Origin of the sequence: Streptococcus sp. F0441, from assembly GCF_000314775.2 — a bacterium.
Classification (GTDB): Bacteria; Bacillota; Bacilli; order Lactobacillales; family Streptococcaceae; genus Streptococcus.
In genome coordinates this window covers 1,967,214-1,986,577 of record NZ_KB373321.1, presented here as the reverse complement: position 1 = coordinate 1,986,577, position 19,364 = coordinate 1,967,214, and the positions used below count along the sequence as shown (strand labels likewise).

20 protein-coding genes, 9 tRNA genes and 1 pseudogene are annotated in these 19,364 nt (G+C 42.2%); 28 read left to right on the top strand and 2 right to left on the bottom strand.

Annotated features, from left to right (window positions below; translation table 11 throughout):
- The 9 genes from HMPREF9188_RS09900 (at position 1) to HMPREF9188_RS09860 (ending at position 774) form a co-directional block, all read left to right on the top strand.
- A tRNA-Glu gene (locus tag HMPREF9188_RS09900) sits at positions 1-72 on the top strand.
- Positions 73-78: 6 nt separating this feature from the next.
- A tRNA-Ser gene (locus HMPREF9188_RS09895) sits at positions 79-168 on the top strand.
- A 10-nt stretch (positions 169-178) separates the two neighbouring features.
- Positions 179-252: transfer RNA gene (locus tag HMPREF9188_RS09890), tRNA-Met, on the top strand.
- A gap of 4 nt (positions 253-256) precedes the next feature.
- Positions 257-329 (top strand) — tRNA-Phe (locus HMPREF9188_RS09885).
- Positions 330-346: 17 nt separating this feature from the next.
- Positions 347-427, top strand: a tRNA-Tyr gene (locus HMPREF9188_RS09880).
- An 11-nt stretch (positions 428-438) separates the two neighbouring features.
- A tRNA-Trp gene (locus tag HMPREF9188_RS09875) sits at positions 439-509 on the top strand.
- Positions 510-523: 14 nt separating this feature from the next.
- Positions 524-596: transfer RNA gene (locus tag HMPREF9188_RS09870), tRNA-His, on the top strand.
- A 13-nt stretch (positions 597-609) separates the two neighbouring features.
- Positions 610-681, top strand: a tRNA-Gln gene (locus HMPREF9188_RS09865).
- A 9-nt stretch (positions 682-690) separates the two neighbouring features.
- A tRNA-Leu gene (locus HMPREF9188_RS09860) sits at positions 691-774 on the top strand.
- 113 nt (positions 775-887) lie between these two features.
- On the opposite strand, the pseudogene HMPREF9188_RS09855 reads toward HMPREF9188_RS09860, so the two are convergent.
- Positions 888-1,282 (bottom strand): annotated as a pseudogene (locus HMPREF9188_RS09855) (transposase); the annotation flags it as partial.
- Positions 1,283-1,507: 225 nt separating this feature from the next.
- Between HMPREF9188_RS09855 and HMPREF9188_RS09850 the strand changes: the two are divergent.
- From HMPREF9188_RS09850 to HMPREF9188_RS09815, 8 genes are all read left to right on the top strand, one after another.
- Positions 1,508-2,785, top strand: coding sequence for a hypothetical protein (locus tag HMPREF9188_RS09850; RefSeq protein ID WP_009730791.1), 1,278 nt, complete (start codon positions 1,508-1,510; stop codon positions 2,783-2,785).
- A 75-nt stretch (positions 2,786-2,860) separates the two neighbouring features.
- The gene (thrC, locus tag HMPREF9188_RS09845) at positions 2,861-4,345 is read left to right on the top strand and encodes a threonine synthase (RefSeq protein WP_009730790.1); all 1,485 of its coding nucleotides are present in this window, start codon (positions 2,861-2,863) and stop codon (positions 4,343-4,345) included.
- Positions 4,346-4,405: 60 nt separating this feature from the next.
- Positions 4,406-5,686 (top strand): MATE family efflux transporter, encoded by a 1,281-nt coding sequence (locus HMPREF9188_RS09840; RefSeq protein ID WP_009730789.1) that lies wholly within the window; start codon positions 4,406-4,408, stop codon positions 5,684-5,686.
- A gap of 3 nt (positions 5,687-5,689) precedes the next feature.
- On the top strand, positions 5,690-6,310 hold the full coding sequence (locus HMPREF9188_RS09835; RefSeq protein ID WP_009730788.1) for an HAD family hydrolase: 621 nt from the start codon (positions 5,690-5,692) through the stop codon (positions 6,308-6,310).
- 164 nt (positions 6,311-6,474) lie between these two features.
- Positions 6,475-7,698: a LysM peptidoglycan-binding domain-containing protein gene (locus HMPREF9188_RS09830; protein WP_009730787.1), complete on the top strand. Its 1,224-nt coding sequence runs from the start codon at positions 6,475-6,477 to the stop codon at positions 7,696-7,698.
- A gap of 149 nt (positions 7,699-7,847) precedes the next feature.
- Positions 7,848-8,711 carry a DUF2262 domain-containing protein gene (locus HMPREF9188_RS09825; RefSeq protein ID WP_000184913.1) on the top strand — a complete coding sequence of 288 codons (864 nt, stop codon included), beginning with the start codon at positions 7,848-7,850 and terminating at the stop codon, positions 8,709-8,711.
- Between the two features lie 158 nt (positions 8,712-8,869).
- Entirely contained in the window at positions 8,870-9,295 is a 426-nt protein-coding gene (locus HMPREF9188_RS09820; RefSeq protein WP_009730786.1) for a MarR family winged helix-turn-helix transcriptional regulator, read from the top strand.
- Between the two features lie 10 nt (positions 9,296-9,305).
- Positions 9,306-9,668, top strand: a complete 363-nt coding sequence (locus tag HMPREF9188_RS09815; RefSeq protein WP_009730785.1) for a DUF1304 domain-containing protein — start codon at positions 9,306-9,308, stop codon at positions 9,666-9,668.
- Positions 9,669-9,708: 40 nt separating this feature from the next.
- Here HMPREF9188_RS09815 and HMPREF9188_RS09810 read toward each other — a convergent pair whose 3' ends face one another.
- Complete coding sequence (locus HMPREF9188_RS09810; RefSeq protein WP_009730784.1) at positions 9,709-10,566, bottom strand: DUF975 family protein; 858 nt, start codon at positions 10,564-10,566, stop codon at positions 9,709-9,711.
- 116 nt (positions 10,567-10,682) lie between these two features.
- Here HMPREF9188_RS09810 and tgt point away from each other — a divergent pair, with 116 nt between their 5' ends.
- The 11 genes from tgt to comGG all read left to right on the top strand — a co-directional run bounded on the left by tgt (position 10,683) and on the right by comGG (position 19,353).
- The gene (tgt, locus tag HMPREF9188_RS09805; protein ID WP_009730783.1) at positions 10,683-11,825 is read left to right on the top strand and encodes a tRNA guanosine(34) transglycosylase Tgt; all 1,143 of its coding nucleotides are present in this window, start codon (positions 10,683-10,685) and stop codon (positions 11,823-11,825) included.
- 130 nt (positions 11,826-11,955) lie between these two features.
- The gene (locus HMPREF9188_RS09800; protein WP_009730782.1) at positions 11,956-13,773 is read left to right on the top strand and encodes an acyltransferase family protein; all 1,818 of its coding nucleotides are present in this window, start codon (positions 11,956-11,958) and stop codon (positions 13,771-13,773) included.
- Positions 13,774-13,913: 140 nt separating this feature from the next.
- The gene (gene nagA, locus HMPREF9188_RS09795) at positions 13,914-15,065 is read left to right on the top strand and encodes an N-acetylglucosamine-6-phosphate deacetylase (protein ID WP_009730781.1); all 1,152 of its coding nucleotides are present in this window, start codon (positions 13,914-13,916) and stop codon (positions 15,063-15,065) included.
- Between the two features lie 152 nt (positions 15,066-15,217).
- The gene (locus tag HMPREF9188_RS09790; RefSeq protein ID WP_000286397.1) at positions 15,218-15,583 is read left to right on the top strand and encodes a DUF1033 family protein; all 366 of its coding nucleotides are present in this window, start codon (positions 15,218-15,220) and stop codon (positions 15,581-15,583) included.
- Between the two features lie 62 nt (positions 15,584-15,645).
- Entirely contained in the window at positions 15,646-16,587 is a 942-nt protein-coding gene (comGA, locus tag HMPREF9188_RS09785; protein WP_009730780.1) for a competence type IV pilus ATPase ComGA, read from the top strand.
- Positions 16,535-17,551: a competence type IV pilus assembly protein ComGB gene (gene comGB / locus HMPREF9188_RS09780; protein WP_009730779.1), complete on the top strand. Its 1,017-nt coding sequence runs from the start codon at positions 16,535-16,537 to the stop codon at positions 17,549-17,551. The genes comGA and comGB overlap by 53 nt, the downstream gene beginning before the upstream one ends.
- A gap of 1 nt (position 17,552) precedes the next feature.
- Complete coding sequence (gene comGC, locus HMPREF9188_RS09775) at positions 17,553-17,876, top strand: competence type IV pilus major pilin ComGC (protein ID WP_009730778.1); 324 nt, start codon at positions 17,553-17,555, stop codon at positions 17,874-17,876.
- Positions 17,839-18,273 carry a competence type IV pilus minor pilin ComGD gene (gene comGD / locus HMPREF9188_RS09770; RefSeq protein ID WP_033588946.1) on the top strand — a complete coding sequence of 145 codons (435 nt, stop codon included), beginning with the start codon at positions 17,839-17,841 and terminating at the stop codon, positions 18,271-18,273. Before comGC ends, comGD begins: the two co-directional genes overlap by 38 nt.
- Positions 18,236-18,538, top strand: coding sequence for a competence type IV pilus minor pilin ComGE (gene comGE, locus HMPREF9188_RS09765; RefSeq protein WP_009730776.1), 303 nt, complete (start codon positions 18,236-18,238; stop codon positions 18,536-18,538). The genes comGD and comGE overlap by 38 nt, the downstream gene beginning before the upstream one ends.
- Entirely contained in the window at positions 18,501-18,962 is a 462-nt protein-coding gene (gene comGF, locus HMPREF9188_RS09760) for a competence type IV pilus minor pilin ComGF (protein ID WP_000250702.1), read from the top strand. The genes comGE and comGF overlap by 38 nt, the downstream gene beginning before the upstream one ends.
- Positions 18,940-19,353, top strand: a complete 414-nt coding sequence (gene comGG / locus HMPREF9188_RS09755) for a competence type IV pilus minor pilin ComGG (RefSeq protein ID WP_009730775.1) — start codon at positions 18,940-18,942, stop codon at positions 19,351-19,353. The genes comGF and comGG overlap by 23 nt, the downstream gene beginning before the upstream one ends.
- Positions 19,354-19,364 lie beyond the last annotated feature (11 nt).

The window sequence follows — 19,364 nt, the reverse complement described above, 5'->3', positions numbered from 1 at the left end:
GGTCCGTTGGTCAAGGGGTTAAGACACCGCCTTTTCACGGCGGTAACACGGGTTCGAATCCCGTACGGACTATTTGTTGGAGGATTACCCAAGTCCGGCTGAAGGGAACGGTCTTGAAAACCGTCAGGCGTGTAAAAGCGTGCGTGGGTTCGAATCCCACATCCTCCTTTTATATTAACGCGGGATGGAGCAGCTCGGTAGCTCGTCGGGCTCATAACCCGAAGGTCGTAGGTTCAAATCCTGCTCCCGCAATATTGGCTCGGTAGCTCAGTTGGTAGAGCAATGGATTGAAGCTCCATGTGTCGGCGGTTCGATTCCGTCTCGCGCCATATTTTATTTATAACTTGGAAGGGTAGCGAAGAGGCTAAACGCGGCGGACTGTAAATCCGCTCCTTCGGGTTCGGGGGTTCGAATCCCTCCCCTTCCATTGCTTTAGTTACGGGCATAGTTTAAAGGTAGAACTAAGGTCTCCAAAACCTTCAGTGTGGGTTCAATTCCTACTGCCCGTGTTAATAAAATTATGGCGGGTGTGGTGAAGTGGTTAACACACCAGATTGTGGCTCTGGCATGCGTGGGTTCGATCCCCATCACTCGCCTATTTTATATTATTGGGGTATAGCCAAGCGGTAAGGCAAGGGACTTTGACTCCCTCATGCGTTGGTTCGAATCCAGCTACCCCAGTTACTATTTGCCGGCGTGGCGGAATTGGCAGACGCGCTGGACTCAAAATCCAGTGTCCGCAAGGACGTGCCGGTTCGACCCCGGCCGCCGGTATAGTATTAAAGACAAGGTTTCTAGGCCTTGTCTTTTCTCTTATTTGATTATCTGTATTTGCTTGAGTTACTAAAAATTACGGCTCTTTGTCAACTGTAGTGGGTTGAAGTCGGCTAAGATCGAGAAAGGACGAATTTCGTCCTTTCTTTTTTGATGTTGAGAGCGATGAAAATCCGTTTTTGAAGTTTTCAAAGTTCCTAAAACTAATGGCATTTCGCTTGATAAGTTTGATGAGATTATTAGTCGCTTCTAATTTTGCATTAGAATAGGGTAACTGAAGAGCGTTGACGATTTTCTCTTTGTCCTTGAGGAAGGTTTTAAAGACAGTCTGAAAAAGAGGATGAACCTGCTTTAGATTCTCCTCAATGAGCCTGAGCCTAGAAATTTGAAAGCGAAGCTGTTTAGCTAAGTCATAGTAAAGACTAAACATATCCATCGTAATGATTTTCACCTGACAGCGAACGATTCTATTGTAGTGAAGAAAGTAATTTCGGATGATAGTTTGTGTGGTTACTTACAGTTTACACCAATGAAACGCTATAAGTTTTTTGTTGCACTATATTTTACAATTTATCACACAAAAATAGGCTCCATAATATCTATAGGGGATTTACCCACTACAAATATTATAGAGCCTTATTTTTGAGTGCCATTCTAATCTTTTTTGCTTAGATTTTTGGTATAATATTACTTATTCACAATTTATTTTGATTATGAAAGAGTTTGGAGATCAATGTCTCGGTCTATTGAATTACTAAAGAAACGTTACTTAAAGAATATAAAAGAGAACCCAGATTTATTTATTGGGATTGAGTTAGAATTTCCTATTGTAAATTTAGAGGGTAAAGCTACAGATGGTGAAGTTGTTAAGGATCTCTTTCGGTATTTACCATCAGTACTGGGTTTTACTATCGAAAAAGTGGATGATTTTGGGAATCCAATTCAGTTGTTTGATCCAGTCAGCCAAGATACGATCTTGTTTGAGGTTGCTTATACGACAATTGAGTTTGCATTCGGAAAAGCTGAATCTATCCAAGAGGTAGAAGAACGCTTTAACTTCTATATGGCTACGATTCAGAATAAGTTAGGTGAAGCTAATCATGCTATTGTTGGCTGTGGCCTTCATCCTAACTGGGATAAAAATGAGAATTGTCCAGTGGCTTTTCCCCGCTATCAGATGTTGATGGATTATTTGAACTTAAGTAGAAGTAAGACTAGTAGAGGTTTACACGATTTTCCTGAGTATGGAGCCTTTATCTGCGGTAGTCAGGTTCAACTGGACGTTTCAAGGTCCAACTACCTGCGTGTTATCAACGCTTTTACTCAGATTGAAGCTGCCAAAGCTTATTTGTTTGCAAATTCTGAGTTTTCAGGGGCAGATTGGGATACCAAAGTTTCAAGAGATATTTTTTGGGAAGAATCCATGCATGGTATCTATCCAGAGAATGTAGGTGTCAATGCTAGACTCTTTAAAGATGAAGCTGATTTTTTTGACTATCTAAATCATTCTGCGATTTTTACAGCAGAGCGGGATTGTGAAACCTATTATTTTTATCCAATTCGAGCAAAAGATTACTTAGGAACCCCTGAAATTCATGCCTTTGCTCTTGATGGGGAGGAGATTCTTCTTTATCCTCAGGAGAAGGATTTTGAAACTCATCGTAGTTACCAGTACCAAGACTTAACGACTCGAGGAACAGTTGAGTTTCGTAGTATGTGTACGCAACCCTTGAATAGGACCTTTGCCGCGACGGCTTTTCACTTAGGTTTGTTGGTGAATTTAGATCAATTAGAAACTTATTTGCAAAAGGCTCCATTTTTAATCACATTTGGTCGTGATTACAAGTCATTGAGACGGCAATTTTCTAGGAAAAAACTCACATATGAGGAAGAAGCTGCGATTTCTGAGTTTTCAAAAGACTTACTCATCCTGGCAGAGGAGGGACTGGAGAAAAGAGATAAGCAAGAAATGGTTTATTTACAGCCTTTGAGAGACAAATTGGGGTTATAATTTTTGTTATAAAGCGGGAATTTTCTGAAAAATCATGATATAATAAAAGAGACTATAGATAAAGGATAGAGATTCATGACATTAGTTTATCAATCAACGCGTGATGCCAATAATACAGTAACTGCCAGCCAAGCTATTTTGCAAGGTTTGGCGACGGATGGTGGTTTGTTTACACCGCTTACTTATCCAAAGGTGGATTTGGACTTTGAAAAATTGAAAGATGCTTCTTACCAAGAAGTGGCTAAGTTAGTTTTGTCAGCCTTTTTAGATGACTTTACTGCGGAGGAGTTGGACTACTGTATCAACAATGCCTACGATAGCAAGTTTGATACTCCAGCGATTGCGCCATTGGTGAAACTGGATGGGCAATACAACTTGGAATTGTTCCATGGTTCAACTATTGCCTTTAAGGATATGGCCTTGTCTATCTTGCCGTACTTTATGACGACGGCTGCTAAAAAGCATGGTTTGGAGAACAAAATCGTCATTTTGACAGCGACATCTGGTGATACTGGGAAAGCGGCTATGGCAGGGTTTGCGGATGTGCCTGGTACTGAGATCATCGTTTTTTATCCAAAGGATGGTGTCAGCAAGGTACAAGAGTTGCAAATGACTACTCAGACTGGCGACAATACTCATGTTATCGCTATCGATGGAAACTTTGATGATGCGCAAACCAATGTGAAGCACATGTTCAACGATGTAGCTCTTCGTGAAAAGTTGGCTGCCAATAAACTGCAATTTTCATCAGCTAACTCTATGAACATTGGTCGTTTGGTACCACAGATTGTTTATTATGTCTATGCTTACGCTCAGTTGGTCAAGTCTGGTGAGATTGTGGCTGGTGAAAAGGTCAACTTCACAGTACCAACAGGAAACTTTGGAAATATCTTGGCTGCCTTTTATGCTAAACAAATTGGTCTGCCAGTTGGCAAATTGATCTGTGCTTCAAATGACAATAATGTTTTAACTGACTTCTTTAAAACTCGTGTTTACGACAAGAAACGTGAGTTTAAAGTAACAACTAGTCCATCTATGGATATCTTAGTATCTTCAAACTTGGAGCGTTTGATTTTCCATCTTTTGGGGAATGATGCGGTTAAGACAGCTGAACTCATGAATGCCTTGAGTACACAAGGACAATATGAATTGACAGACTTTGATGCAGAGATTCTGGATCTCTTTGCAGCTGAATATGCAACTGAGGAAGAAACTGCGACAGAAATTAAACGTGTTTATCAAACAGATGCCTACATCGAGGATCCACACACGGCGGTTGCCTCAGCTGTTTATAGAAAATACCAAGCGGCTACTGGCGATGCGACTAAGACAGTGATTGCTTCAACAGCTAGTCCATACAAGTTCCCAGTGGTTGCCGTAGAAGCGGTAACAGGAAAAGCAGGCTTGACAGACTTTGAAGCCTTGGCTCAATTACATGACATTTCAGGAGTGGCAGTGCCACCAGCGGTTGCTGGCCTTGAAACAGCTCCAGTTCGTCATAAAACAACAGTGGCAGCTGCTGACATGCAAGCAGCGGTTGAGACTTATCTAGGACTTTAAGACAGAGGCAGTAAACTCGGTTGGGAAACCAACTGAGTTTCTTTTCATCAGGAGGAAGGATTGTTTAAGAAAAATAAAGACATTCTTAATATTGCATTTCCAGCTATGGGTGAAAACTTTTTGCAGATGCTCATGGGAATGGTGGACAGCTACTTGGTCGCCCACTTGGGCTTGATCGCTATTTCAGGTGTTTCAGTGGCTGGCAATATTATCACGATTTACCAGGCGATTTTTATCGCTCTGGGAGCTGCTATTTCCAGTGTTATTTCAAAAAGTTTGGGGCAGAAAGATCAGTCCAAGTTGGCTTATCACGTGACAGAGGCTCTCAAGATAACCCTATTGCTGAGTGCACTTTTAGGCGCTTTATCCATCTTTGCTGGGCAAGAGATGATAGGGCTCTTGGGAACTGAGCAGGATGTGGCCGAGAGTGGTGGACTCTACCTATCTTTGGTGGGTGGATCGATTGTTCTCTTGGGCTTGATGACCAGTCTAGGTGCCTTGATTCGTGCAACGCATAATCCGCGTCTGCCTCTCTATGTTAGTCTTTTATCCAATGCCTTGAATATTCTTTTTTCAAGTCTAGCTATTTTTGTCCTTGATATGGGCATAGCGGGTGTTGCTTGGGGGACTATCTTGTCTCGCTTAGTCGGTCTTGTGATTTTGTGGTCGCAATTAAAGCTGCCTTTTGAGAAACCGACTTTTGGTTTAGATAAGGAACTATTGACTTTGGCTTTGCCAGCGGCAGGAGAACGTCTCATGATGCGAGCTGGAGATGTAGTGATCATTGCCTTGGTTGTTTCTTTTGGGACGGAGGCAGTAGCTGGAAATGCAGTTGGAGAAGTCTTGACCCAGTTTAACTACATGCCTGCCTTTGGCGTCGCTACGGCAACGGTCATGCTGGTAGCTCGAGCAGTTGGAGAGGATAATTGGAAAAGAGTAGATAATTTGAGCAAACAAACCTTTTGGCTTTCTCTGCTCCTCATGTTGCCCTTGACGTTTAGTATCTATGCCTTAGGGATACCACTGACTCATCTATATACGACCAATCCTGTAGCGGTTGAAGCTAGCGTTTTGGTGGCACTGTTCTCACTACTAGGGACTCCCATGGCGACAGGGACAGTTATTTATACGGCGATTTGGCAGGGATTGGGAAATGCTCGCCTTCCCTTTTATGCGACAAGTATAGGGATGTGGTGTATCCGTATTGGGACAGCTTATCTGATGGGCATTGTTCTTGGTTGGGGCTTGTCTGGTATTTGGGCAGGGACTCTTTTGGATAATGGTTTTCGCTGGTTATTTCTACGCTACCGTTACCAGAGTTATATGAGCTTGAAAGGATAGAAGATGCAAAAAATAGCTTTTATTTGGGATTTAGACGGGACTTTATTGGACTCTTACGAAGCGATTTTATCAGGGATTGAGGAGACCTTTGCTCAGTTTTCTATTCCTTATGATAAGGAGAAAGTGAGAGAGTTTATCCTCAAGTATTCTGTGAAGAATTTGCTTGTGCAGGTGTCAGAAGAGAGAAAACTGGATGCGGAAGTGCTCAATCAGGTGCGTGCCCAGAGCTTGTCTGAGAAAAATGCCCAGGTAGTCTTGATGCCATGTGCGCGTGAGGTGTTGAATTGGGCAGACCAAGTAGGGATTCGGAACTTTATTTACACTCATAAAGGGGATAATGCTTTTACTATTCTAAAGGATCTGGGATTGGAATCCTATTTTACAGAGATTTTAACCAGTCAGAGTGGCTTTGAGCGCAAGCCTCATCCAGAAGCGGCTAACTATCTGCTAGACAAGTATCAGCTGGATCCTGAGAGCACCTATTATATAGGAGACCGGACTTTGGATGTGGAATTTGCCCAGAATAGCGGTATTCAAAGCATTAACTTTTTAGAATCTTCTTTTGAAGGCAATCACATGATTCAAGCACTAGCAGATATTCCTCATATTTTTGAGAGTAAGTAACGAGAAGATTGTGTCAATTTTGTGACAGAAACCTAACAAACTATTTCAAGTAATCGAGTTTGTTAAAAGGAATAGACAGTTCTGTTAAATAGGCCCGAGAGGGCTTTTTTTCTGTTTTTTTGTGTTATGATAGACAGGTACTCATTTGAAAGGAATATGAACGAATGAAGAAAAGAATTATTTTTGCCTCAACAGTAGCCTTGTCATTTGCCCCAGTATTGGCAACCCAAGCAGAAGAAGTCCTTTGGACTGCACGTAGTGTTGAGCAAATCCAAAGCGATTTGACTAAAACGGACAACAAAACAAGCTATACAGTACAGTATGGTGATACCTTGAGCACCATTGCAGAAGCCTTGGGTGTAGATGTCACAGTTCTTGCAAATTTGAACAAAATCACCAATATGGACTTGATTTTCCCAGATACTGTCCTCACCACAACTGTCAATGAGGAAGAAGAGGTAACGAAAGTTGAAATCCAAGCTCCTCAAGCAGATGCTAGTGAAGAAGTTACGACTGCGACAGCTGATTTGACGACGAATCAAGTGACAGTCGATGAACAAACAGTTCAAGTAGAAGACCTTTCTCAACCGATTGAGGAAGCTCCAACTGCAACAGAGACTGAAAAACCAGCAGAAGTAGCACCAAGTTCTGAAGTTTCTGAGACAGCGACAGTTGCTGAAGAGACACCATCTACAGAAACACCTGTAGCTGAAGAAACAGCTGAAACGACTCCAGTGGAAGCACCAGTGGCAGAAACAACTCGCCCAGTTGAAGAAGAAGCTCCTCAAGCAGCGACTCCAGCTACCGAAGAAACGGCAGCAACAACTCCAGCAGAAGCCCCAGTAGCAGCTGCTCCAGCAACTGAAACGCCTGCTGATACAAGAGGAACAAGTGCAACAGAAGAAACAGCAGCATCAACAGCATCAACAGCAACTTCTGACACTGCAACTTCGACTTATCAAGCAGAGCAAAGCCAAACTCCTTCAAGAACGTATTCGGCTCCAGCGGCTCCTGACTATGCAGGACTTGCTGTAGCTAAGTCTGAGAATGCTGGTCTTCAACCACAAACTGCAGCCTTCAAAGAAGAAATTGCCAATTTGTTTGGAATTACATCCTTTAGCGGCTACCGTCCTGGTGACAGTGGAGACCATGGTAAAGGATTGGCCATCGACTTTATGGTCCCAGTGAGTTCAGCACTTGGTGATCAAATCGCGGAATACGCGGTTCAAAATATGGCTAGCCGTGGTATCAACTACATCATCTGGAAACAACGTTTCTACGCTCCATACGATAATAAATATGGACCTGCCTACACGTGGAATCCAATGCCAGACCGTGGTAGTGTGACCGAAAATCACTATGACCACGTTCACGTATCAATGAATTAAGAATAATAAGAAGCTATACATTTAAAAGTGTAGCTTCTTTTTGTGTAAAATAGTGTTGATAAGTGAAATAAAATCTAAAACATGTTAAAATGTAAGCGGATACAAAACCATACTAACGCTTTTAAGCATAGAGAGAAAGGATGAAGTGAATGACAAATCGATTAAAAACTCCATTTGAGAAAACAAGAGATGATTTTGAAGAGGAATTTTGTGGTGAAATTGTCGAATTCTTGATTTTTACCCTCCAAAATGTAACTGGGGCCGCTTCTTTAAAAGATGGTTGTAAAATGCCGTCCGTTCATTTTAAAGCTAGTGTCAATGTTGCAACCCAGGAATTCTCTGAACGTGAGGGACGTTTGGAATGGGTATTAACTCCTGAGGAATTTGAAGAAAAGAGATGGGGCTTTAGTTTTGAACCCTACAAAATTCATCATATCAAATGTCAAAAACGCCCCTTCATGGAGTTAGAGCCATATATGTCAGAAGTAGCTAATAACTGCTACCACTTGCTGGAATACCTAGATGACCAATCCTCAGACTCTAGGTTAGAGACCTTGATTGAAACCTATCAAAAACCGGTCATCATTCAAGACGATATTGGCGAATTCACCTTAAACAGAGCCTATTCTTGGTTTGAAGGATTTATCACTTACGAGGGTGGTAAGATTCATGCTATCTTTGCTGCGAGTGCAGATGAAAGTCTCCCTCCAAGTTCTTTTGATGATCTAAAGAAATTTATGGGAACTTTCCAAGTTCAAGATACTCGGATTAAAGACTATATTGTCAAAGAACTGTGGGAAACAGCTCAAGACTGGATAGATTCAGATGAAAATGATGTGGAGTTAACAGAAGAGTATTTTACCAACTCTCTTTCCTTGAGTGAACTATCGATCAACGAAGACGGGGAATTGACCCTCTACTATGATGATAGCGAGGAAATTTTTGCAGGCCATGCCATCGAAGTTGTCATTGATAAAGAGGGAGAGATCCTTCGAGCAGATTTGGTAGGTTAGTGCTGGATTTTATCTAGAATATAGAAATAATAGCCTTTTGGGATTGAAACCAAGAGGCTATTTTTCGTGAGTAAGCAAAATAGTTGCGTTTTTAATCTTTCTGTAATATACTTGATAAATCAATAGTTGATAAATCAAGTGTACGCAAGGAGGTAGAAATGAAAAAAATTAACGACTTACTGTACCAGCTCCATTTAACAGATCAGATGATCACTCAACTTTTTGAGAAACAATTGGGAATTAGTTTGACCCGCTATCAAATCTTGCAGTTTTTACTGCAGCAGTCACCCTGCAACCAGATTGCCGTTCAGGAGAAGTTGCAAATCGACCAGGCGGCCTTGACCCGTCATTTTAAGATACTAGAGTCAGAGGGCTATGTCAGCCGCAAGCGTAATCCGGCCAATCAGCGAGAAGTCTTAGTTGAATTAACCCAAGAAGCCAAGAATCAACTCTTAGTCAGTCCGTCTAAACATCATTTGCGAGTGAAGGAACAGATGGAGAGCATCTTATCGACAGCCGAGCAGAAAGAGCTAACAACTTTACTGACGAAACTAGTGTCAGGTCTAGAAAAAATAGAATTTTAAGGAGAAAACGATGTCAATCATTACTACTATTTTAGCAACTCTCGTTGCTTTAGAGCATTTTTACATTTTTTATTTGGAAAGTGTGGCTACGCAATCAGACACTACTAGTCGAGTGTTTAATGTGGATAAGGAAGAACTGGCTCGTCCTTCAGTGAGTTCATTATTTAAAAATCAAGGAATTTATAATGCTTTGATAGGTGTCTTTCTCTTGTACGGGATTTATTTCTCACAAAGTTTGGAAATGGTGACCATCTTTGTTTTATTTGTGCTTGGTGCAGCGACCTACGGTTCTCTGACAGCAGACAAGAAGATTATTCTGAAGCAAGGTGAGCCTGCTATTTTGACTCTGCTGAGTATGTTACTTTTGAAATAAGAAAACCAGCGTCCTGAACGACGCTGGTTTTTGTAGACTCTTATCCATTTCGACGTTTACGGGCTAGTAGGACTCTGTAAAAGAAGATGTGATTGTTTTGGATATAGGGAAGGATTGAAAAGCTAGCAATTCCAAAAGTAATCCAGTTGAGGAAGTACCAAGGGAGTAGTTGTAGGTCGAGGACAAAGCGTTGAAACTTGTAACCCTTCATCAAGAAACGGCTGGTTTTCAGGATTTGACGGGGTTTAGCCTGTCCTAAATCCAGAGTATCGCAGAGGAGGAATTCTACCTGCGAGTAGGCGTAATGTTGCGGGATATAGAGGATGTTCCCTACAATCATCAAGATGAGACTCGCGAAAAAGTAGAGGCCAAAGGTCATAAGGAATTGCTCGGTTTCAACGGATGAGAGGTCTAATTTTGGAAATTCAGGATGTAGGGCGACAAATCTCCGAGCCAAGAGATTGCTATAAAAGAGAAAATAAACGCCTACTAAGTTTGGAATGCTCCATAAAAAGAGGTAGAAACGTTTGAGGAGCAGGGTTAGGAAAGTTTGCGAGAAGCGCTCTTCAGCAAAGAGGGTCAGGCTTGATTTTACTGAGAGTTCCGTATCAGGATCCTTGAGAAGTCGGAGTGTCGCGAAGGCAGCACCTGCTAGAAAAATCGTGCTCACAAAAGAAACAACTAGCGGGAAGAGATAGGTTTGGAGCACTTGTGCCAGCATGCTGAAAAAGGATTGCTCTAAAACACTTTCTTGGAGACGAGCCAAGGGGTTGAGAAAGCCTGATAAGATGACCAGTATGCTGGGTAAGAGATAGACGAGAAAGAGGCGGGGATTTTCAGCCTGAAATTGCCTAGTCTGCAGACGAATGGTTTTTAAATCAATTTTTGGGTATTTCATTCTTTCATTATACCATAGTTCGTGACAGTTCCAGCTTTTTTTGATAAAATCATACAGTATGCCTTTGGGCACAAAGTATGAACTGGGACTGTCTTTCCCAGCTTCGGAGGTAGAAAATGTCAGATTCACCAATCAAATACCGTTTGATTAAGAAAGAAAAACACACGGGAGCTCGTCTGGGAGAAATCATCACCCCTCACGGCACCTTCCCGACACCTATGTTTATGCCGGTTGGGACCCAAGCCACTGTCAAAACTCAGTCACCTGAAGAATTAAAGGAGATGGGATCAGGGATTATCCTCTCTAATACTTATCATCTCTGGCTTCGTCCTGGAGATGAACTCATCGCACGCGCAGGTGGTCTCCACAAGTTCATGAATTGGGACCAGCCGATTTTGACAGATAGTGGTGGTTTCCAGGTTTATTCCCTAGCAGATAGCCGAAATATCACAGAAGAAGGCGTAACCTTTAAAAACCATCTCAATGGTTCCAAGATGTTCCTATCGCCAGAAAAAGCCATCTCTATTCAGAATAATCTAGGCTCAGATATCATGATGTCCTTTGACGAATGTCCTCAGTTTTACCAACCCTATGATTATGTTAAGAAATCCATCGATCGTACCAGCCGTTGGGCTGAGCGTGGTTTGAAGGCTCACCGTCGCCCACATGATCAAGGTTTGTTTGGAATTGTGCAGGGGGCAGGATTTGAAGACCTTCGTCGTCAGTCAGCTCATGACCTTGTCAGCATGGACTTCCCTGGCTACTCTATCGGTGGTTTAGCAGTGGGAGAAACCCACGAAGAAATGAATGCAGTCTTGGACTTCACAACTCAACTGCTACCTGAAAACAAACCTCGCTATTTGATGGGAGTGGGAGCGCCAGATAGCTTGATTGATGGGGTCATTCGTGGTGTGGATATGTTTGACTGTGTCCTGCCGACTCGTATCGCTCGTAACGGGACTTGTATGACCAGCCAAGGTCGTTTGGTTGTCAAGAATGCTCAGTTTGCTGAGGATTTTACGCCACTGGATCCTGAGTGTGATTGCTACACATGTAAGAACTATACACGCGCCTACCTTCGCCACCTGCTCAAGGCTGATGAAACCTTTGGTATCCGCTTGACTAGCTACCACAATCTCTACTTCTTGCTCAACCTGATGAAGCAAGTACGCCAAGCCATCATGGATGACAATCTCTTGGAATTTCGTGAGTATTTTGTAGAAAAATATGGCTACAACAAGTCAGGACGCAATTTTTAAAGTGTAAAATTAGAATGCCAAAATCCTAAGTTTTCTCTTAGGATTTTTCTTCTTTTTTTGATAAAATAAGGTGTATTATGGAATAAAATTAGATGTTTTTACGATCTAATTGAGTGGGGAATAAACTCGTATGCGTATTAAATGGTTTTCCTTGATTAGGATTACAGGTTTACTTTTGGTGCTCTTGTACCACTTCTTTCAAACGATCTTTCCTGGAGGCTTCTTTGGGGTAGATGTCTTTTTCACTTTTTCAGGATTTTTGATCACTGCCCTCCTTTTAGAAGAATTTGGAAAAAAACGCCAGATTGATTTACTGGGCTTTTTTAAGAGACGGTTTTACCGCATCGTACCACCTGTGGTTCTGATGGTTTTGGTGACCATGCCCTTTACCCTCCTAGTTCGCCAAGACTATGTTGCTGGAATTGGCGGTCAGATTGCTGGAGTTTTCGGTTTTATGACCAACTTCTACGAAATGTTAACAGGGGGAAGTTATGAATCTCAGTTCATTCCGCATCTCTTTGTTCACAACTGGAGCCTAGCTGTTGAGGTTCACTACTATATCCTTTGGGGCTTAGCGGTTTGGTTCTTATCGAAACGTTCAAAATCTAGTAGTCAATTGAGAGGGATGGTCTTTCTTCTTTCTGCGGGAGCTTTCATCATTAGCTTTTTCTCCATGTTTATTGGTAGTCTAATGGCTAGTTCCCATTCGTCTGTCTACTTTTCAAGTTTAACCCATGTCTATCCCTTCTTTTTAGGAAGCATTTTGGCGACGGTTGTGGGGGTTCGTCAGACGAGCGATTTAGTCAAGCAGTTTGACCGGACGTGGGATCTTCGTCAGAATTTACTGGTGTTTGCTGCAGGCCTTTTGGTATTAGTGCTCTTGACTTTCTTTGTCAAGTTCACCTACCTGTTTGCTTATCTATTCGGTTTCTTACTGGCAAGTTTAGCGGCCGTGACCATGATTTTTGCTGCGCGTGTCTTGCATGAGAAAACGCCTGAGATACAAGAACCTCGAATCATTACATTTTTAGCGGATACCAGCTACGCGGTTTATCTCTTCCACTGGCCTTTTTATATTATCTTTTCGCAGTTGATGAGCAATCTGCCCGCTGTTATTTTAACCGTTATCTTTTCTTATTTCTTTGCTATCCTATCCTTCTATATTATTGAGCCATTGATTGCTGGTAAGACCAACGCTTTAGTTAGAAAAATCACTAAGCTACATCATATCAAACCCATTAGTGCTAGTATTGTGGGCGCTCTTTCCTTACTTACCTTGATTATCATAGCTATGGCTCCTCAAGTTGGAGCCTTTGAGACAGACTTGATGATCAATGGTTTCAAGCAAGCTCAGACCAATATAGGACAAACAAAGACTCTTGCTGAACAAGCTGAAGTCAGTCGCCTAGGAATTTCTGAGGGAACAAGCCTAATAGGAGATTCAGTGACTCTACGTGCCAATACAGCCTTAAAAGAGGCGCTTCCTGATGCAAATATCAATGCTCAGGTTAGTCGGACGACCAAGCAAGCCAATGACATCATGCTCAATAATAGCCAGAACAAGGCGCTTTTAAAAACAGTTGTCATTGCAACGGGGGTCAACAATCCCGAAGGCTATAAGAATGATTTGGACAGCATCGTGAACAATCTACCGAAAGGACACCATCTGATACTGGTGACACCTTATGAGGGAGACAAGAGCAAGGACACTTATGCATCAGTGGAGCAGTATGCGGCTTATGCGAGAGAATTAGCTGAAAAGAATCCATATGTGAGCATCGCTGACTGGAATAAGGTCGCTAAGGAACACCCTGAAATCTGGGCTGGAACTGACCAAGTCCACTTTGGAAATGATAGCAACATGATTGAAGAAGGTGCTAAACTTTACGCAGAGACGATTGCAGCTGCTGTTAAGGCCGCTCAAGAACTACCTGTGAAATCAAAATAAAATCAAAGAGTTGGAGATATCCAGCTCTTTTAAAATATCTACGAAAAATAGGTCTATACCATTTACAAATGAAAAAGAAAGGTTTATAATGTAATTGACATAATAAATTCTAGAATCAATCTATCAAGGAGGTTATCATTATGCCTAATTATATTAAAGCGGATCAGTTTTTCTACCCACACGGAATTCGTCGTGGCGGTTACTTGGAACTTGTGGATGGCAAGTTTGGTAAACATGTAGAAGAGATTCCTGAAGGAGCTGAGGTGATTGACTATACCGGTTATAGCATTGCACCAGGACTTGTGGATACCCACATTCATGGATTTGGCGGTGTGGATGTCATGGATAATAACATTGAAGGAACCCTTCATACTATGAGTGAAGGACTCCTCAGCATGGGAGTAACGAGTTTCTTGCCAACCACTTTGACATCATCTTATGAGCAATTGCTTGCGGTAACTGAAAATATCGGTGCTCGTTACCAGGAAGCAAGTGGAGCCAAGATTCGTGGGATCTATTTTGAAGGGCCTTATTTCACAGAGAAATACAAGGGAGCCCAAAACCCTGCCTATATGAAAGACCCTCGTATGGATGAGTTTCGTGCTTGGCAAAAAGCTGCCAATGGCTTGCTCAATAAAATCGCCCTTGCGCCAGAACGCGAAGGTGTAGAAGACTTTGTACGAACTATCACTGGAGAAGGCGTAACGGTTGCTCTTGGACACTCAAATGCGACTTTTGATGAAGCTAAAAAAGCAGTCGATGCTGGAGCAAGCGTTTGGGTACATGCCTACAACGGAATGCGTGGTTTGACTCACCGTGAGCTCGGTATGGTGGGAGCCATGTATGAATTGCCACATACTTACGCAGAATTGATTTGTGACGGTCACCACGTAGATCCAAAGGCCTGTGATATTTTGCTCAAACAAAAAGGAACTGAAAATATCGCCCTTATCACAGACTGTATGACAGCTGGTGGCTTGGAAGACGGTGACTACATGTTGGGAGAATTCCCGGTAGTTGTTGCCAATGGAACTGCACGCCTCAAATCTACAGGCAATTTGGCAGGTTCTATCCTCAAACTCAAAGATGGTTTGAAGAATGTTGTCGAATGGGGCATTGCGAATCCGCATGAAGCAGTCATGATGGCCAGCTTCAACCCAGCAAAATCTGTTCACATTGATGATGTCTGTGGACAAATCCGTGAAGGCTACGATGCTGACTTTATCGTACTAGATAAAGATTTGGAATTGGTAGCAACCTATCTAGACGGTGTGAAACGTTATCAAGCCTAAGATGATAAAATAGGGGTCAATAAGGGACTCCTATTTTTATTATCAGATGAAAATAATAGGATTAAAGAAATTTCTAATGTGTGAAACAAGCAAAATCCTTTTCTTGTATTAAAAAATTAGATATAATATACGGTACAAAGGAAGTAGTAAGAATGTATCGTGTTATAGAAATGTATGGGGACTTTGAACCGTGGTGGTTCATAGAAGGTTGGGAAGAAGATGTCATCATGAGTCAATCTTTTGACAAGTATTATGATGCTCTAAAATATTATAAATCATGCTGGTTTGAGCTGGAAAAGAAGAATCCTCTTTATAAGAGTCGGAGTGATTTGATGACTATTTTTTGGGATCCTGCTGATAAACGCTGGTGTGATGAGTGTAATGAGTATTTGCAGCAGTATCATTCTTTGGCACTTTTACAGGATGAGCAAGTCATCCCCGATGAAAAGCTACGTCCAGGTTATGAAAAACAAACAGGTCAAGAAAAACACCGTTCTTGCCGTATGAAATGGAGATAAAAAAGTAACTTTTTAAGTTGCTTTTTTTATTTTTTTGCGAATAGTTAGATAAGGAGGGCGGTATGGTACAAGAAATTGCACAGAAAATTATTGCTACTGCGAAAGAAAAGAAGGCTCAGGATATCTATTTTATCCCCAAGGAAAAGTCCTATGAACTTCACATGCGGGTTGGAGACGAGCGGTGTCTAGTTGACTCCTATGAGTTTGATGTTTTAGCTGCTGTGATTAGTCATTTTAAGTTTGTGGCGGGTATGAACGTAGGAGAGAAGAGGCGCAGTCAGCTGGGCTCTTGCGATTATCAGTATGGGGAGAAGAAGTCTTCTCTGCGTTTGTCTACCGTGGGAGATTATCGGGGACATGAGAGTTTGGTTATTCGTTTGTTGCACGATGAGGAGCAGGAGCTACATTTCTGGTTTCAGGATATGAACGAACTGGGTGGGCAGTACAGGCAACGGGGCCTCTATCTCTTTGCAGGTCCAGTCGGCAGTGGCAAGACGACTCTGATGCACGAATTGGCCAAGTCCCTCTTTAAGGGGCAGCAGGTTATGTCTATCGAAGACCCTGTCGAAATCAAGCAGGACGACATGCTCCAGTTGCAGTTGAATGAGGCGATTGGCTTGACCTATGAAAATCTGATCAAACTGTCTCTCCGGCATCGTCCTGACCTCTTGATTATCGGTGAAATTCGGGATAGTGAGACGGCGCGTGCAGTGGTCAGAGCCAGTTTGACAGGGGCGACAGTCTTTTCAACCATTCATGCCAAGAGTATCCGAGGTGTTTATGAACGCCTTCTGGAGTTGGGTGTGACGGAGGAGGAACTAGCAGTTGTTCTGCAAGGAGTCTGCTACCAGAGATTAATCGGGGGAGGAGGAATCGTTGACTTTGCAAACAAAGACTATCAAGAACACCAGCCAACTAGCTGGAATGAGCAGATTGATCAGCTTCTTAAAGATGGACATATCACAAGTCTTCAGGCTGAAACGGAAAAAATTAGCTACAGCTAAGCAGAAGAAAATCATCACCTTGTTTAACAACCTCTTCTCCAGTGGCTTTCATTTGGTGGAAATTATTTCTTTCTTGGGCAGAAGTGCCCTGCTGGAAAAGGATTATGTAGCCCAGATGCACCAAGGCTTGTCTCAGGGGAAATCCTTCTCAGAAATGATGGAAAGTTTGGGCTTTTCAAGTGCCATTGTGACCCAATTATCTCTAGCTGAAGTTCATGGAAATCTCCATCTGAGTTTGGGAAAGATAGAAGAATATCTGGACAATCTGGCCCAGGTCAAGAAAAAATTAATCGAAGTGGCGACCTATCCCCTGATTTTGCTGGGATTTCTCCTGCTAATCATGCTGGGGTTGAGGAACTATTTGCTGCCTCAACTGGACAGTAGCAATATCGCTACCCAAATCATCGGTAATCTGCCACAAATTTTTCTGGGACTAGTGCTGGTTTGCTCTCTATCTTTACTTTTAGCCCTCACTTTCTACAAAAGAAGTTCCAAGATGCGGGTTTTCTCGATGTTGGCACGGGTTCCCTTTCTAGGAATCTTTGTCCAGACTTATCTGACAGCTTATTATGCGCGTGAATGGGGCAATATGATTTCACAGGGGATGGAGCTGACGCAGATTTTTCAGATCATGCAGGAACAGGGTTCTCAGCTCTTTAAAGAAATCGGTCAAGATTTGACTCAAGCCCTGCAAAATGGCCGCGAATTTTCTCAAACCATAGCGACCTATCCTTTCTTTAAAAAGGAGTTGAGTCTCATCATCGAGTATGGGGAAGTCAAGTCCAAGCTGGGGAGTGAGTTGGAAATCTACGCGGAAAAGACTTGGGAAGCCTTTTTTACCCGAGTCAACCGCACCATGAACTTAGTGCAGCCACTGGTTTTTATTTTTGTGGCCCTGATTATCGTTTTACTTTATGCGGCAATGCTTATGCCCATGTATCAAAATATGGAGGTAAATTTTTAAAATGAAAAAACTCATGATAAAACTAAAAAAAGCTAAGGTTAAAGCTTTCACTTTGGTAGAAATGTTAGTCGTCTTGCTCATCATCAGCGTTCTTCTCTTGCTCTTTGTACCCAATTTGACCAAGCAAAAGGATGCCGTAGATGATAAAGGAAAAGCTGCTGTTGTCAAGGTTGTGGAAAGCCAGGCAGAACTTTATCGTTTGGATAAAAATGATGATGCCAGCCTCAGCAAATTACAAGCGGACGGTCGTATCACAGCAGAGCAAGCCAAAGCTTATAAAGACTACCATGCAAAACAAAAAACAAGTCAAACTGTTGCAGATTAAGGCCTTTACTATGCTGGAAAGTCTCTTGGTTTTGGGACTTGTGAGTATCCTTGCCTTGGGCTTGTCCGGCTCAGTTCAGTCCAGTTTTGCAGCGGTGGAGGAGCAAATTTTCTTTATGGAGTTTGAAGAACTCTATCGGGAAACGCAAAAACGCAGTCTAGCCAGTCAGCAAAAGACCAGCTTGAATTTAGATGGACAGACGATTAGCAATGGCAATCAAAACTTGACAGTTCCAAAAGGAATTCAGGCACCATCAGGCCAAAGCATTATATTTGATCGAGCTGGAGGAAATTCGTCTCTGGCTAAGGTTGAATTTCAAACCAGCAAAGGAGCGATTCGCTATCAATTATATCTAGGAAATGGAAAAATTAAACGCACTAAGGAAACAAAAAATTAAGGCAGTAATCTTACTGGAAGCGGTAGTTGCTCTAGCCGTGTTTGCCAGCATTGCGACCCTTCTTTTGGGACAAATCCAGAAAAATAGGCAGGAAGAGGTAGAAATCTTGCAAAAGGAAGAAGTCTTGCGTGTGGCGAAGATGGCTCTGCAAACAGGGCAAAATCAGGTAAACATAAATGGAGTTGAGATTCAGGTATTTGCTAGTGAAAAAGGATTGGAGGTCTACCATGGTTCAGAGAAATTGCTCGATCTTAAAGAGCAGTAAGGTAAGAGCTTTCACTCTTTTAGAATCTCTGCTTGCCCTTATCGTCATTAGCGGAGGTTTGCTCCTTTTTCAAGCTATGAGTCAGCTCCTCATTTCAGAAGTTCGTTACCAGCAGCAAAGCGAGCAAAAGGAGTGGCTCTTGTTTGTGGACCAGCTAGAGGCTGAGTTAGAGCGTTCGCAGTTTGAAAAGGTGGAAGACAATCGCCTCTACATGAAACAGGATGGTAAGGATATCTCTATAGGGAAGTCTAAATCGGATGATTTTCGGAAAACGGATACCAGCGGAAGGGGCTACCAACCTATGGTTTATGGGCTTAAATCAGCTCAAATTACAGAAGAAAATCAATTGGTTCGCTTTCGTTTCCAATTTCAAAAGGGCTTAGAAAGGGAGTTCATCTATCGTGTGGAAAAAGCAAAAAGTTAAGGCAGGCGTTCTTTTATATGCAGTCACCATGGCAGCCATCTTTAGTCTTTTGTTGCAGTTTTATTTGAATCGGCAAGTAGCCCATCACAAAGACTTTGCCCTAAACAAAGAAAAGTTGGTAGCTTTTGCCATGGCCAAGCAAAGTAAAGATAAGGTTGAACAAGAAAGTGGGGAACGAGTCTTCAACTTAGGAAAAGTCAGGTATCAAAATACGAAAACAGGTTTTGCAACAAGTGTTCGTATGAATAAGAGCAACTATGAATTTCTCTTTCCTTCGATGAAACCCAAGGAAAAGAAAACGGATAAAAAGCAACAGGTAGCGACTGATTCAAACCCAGAACAAAATCAACAAAAAACAGAAGATAAGGCAGAAAAGAAAGCCAATTCCTAGGCAATTCAACT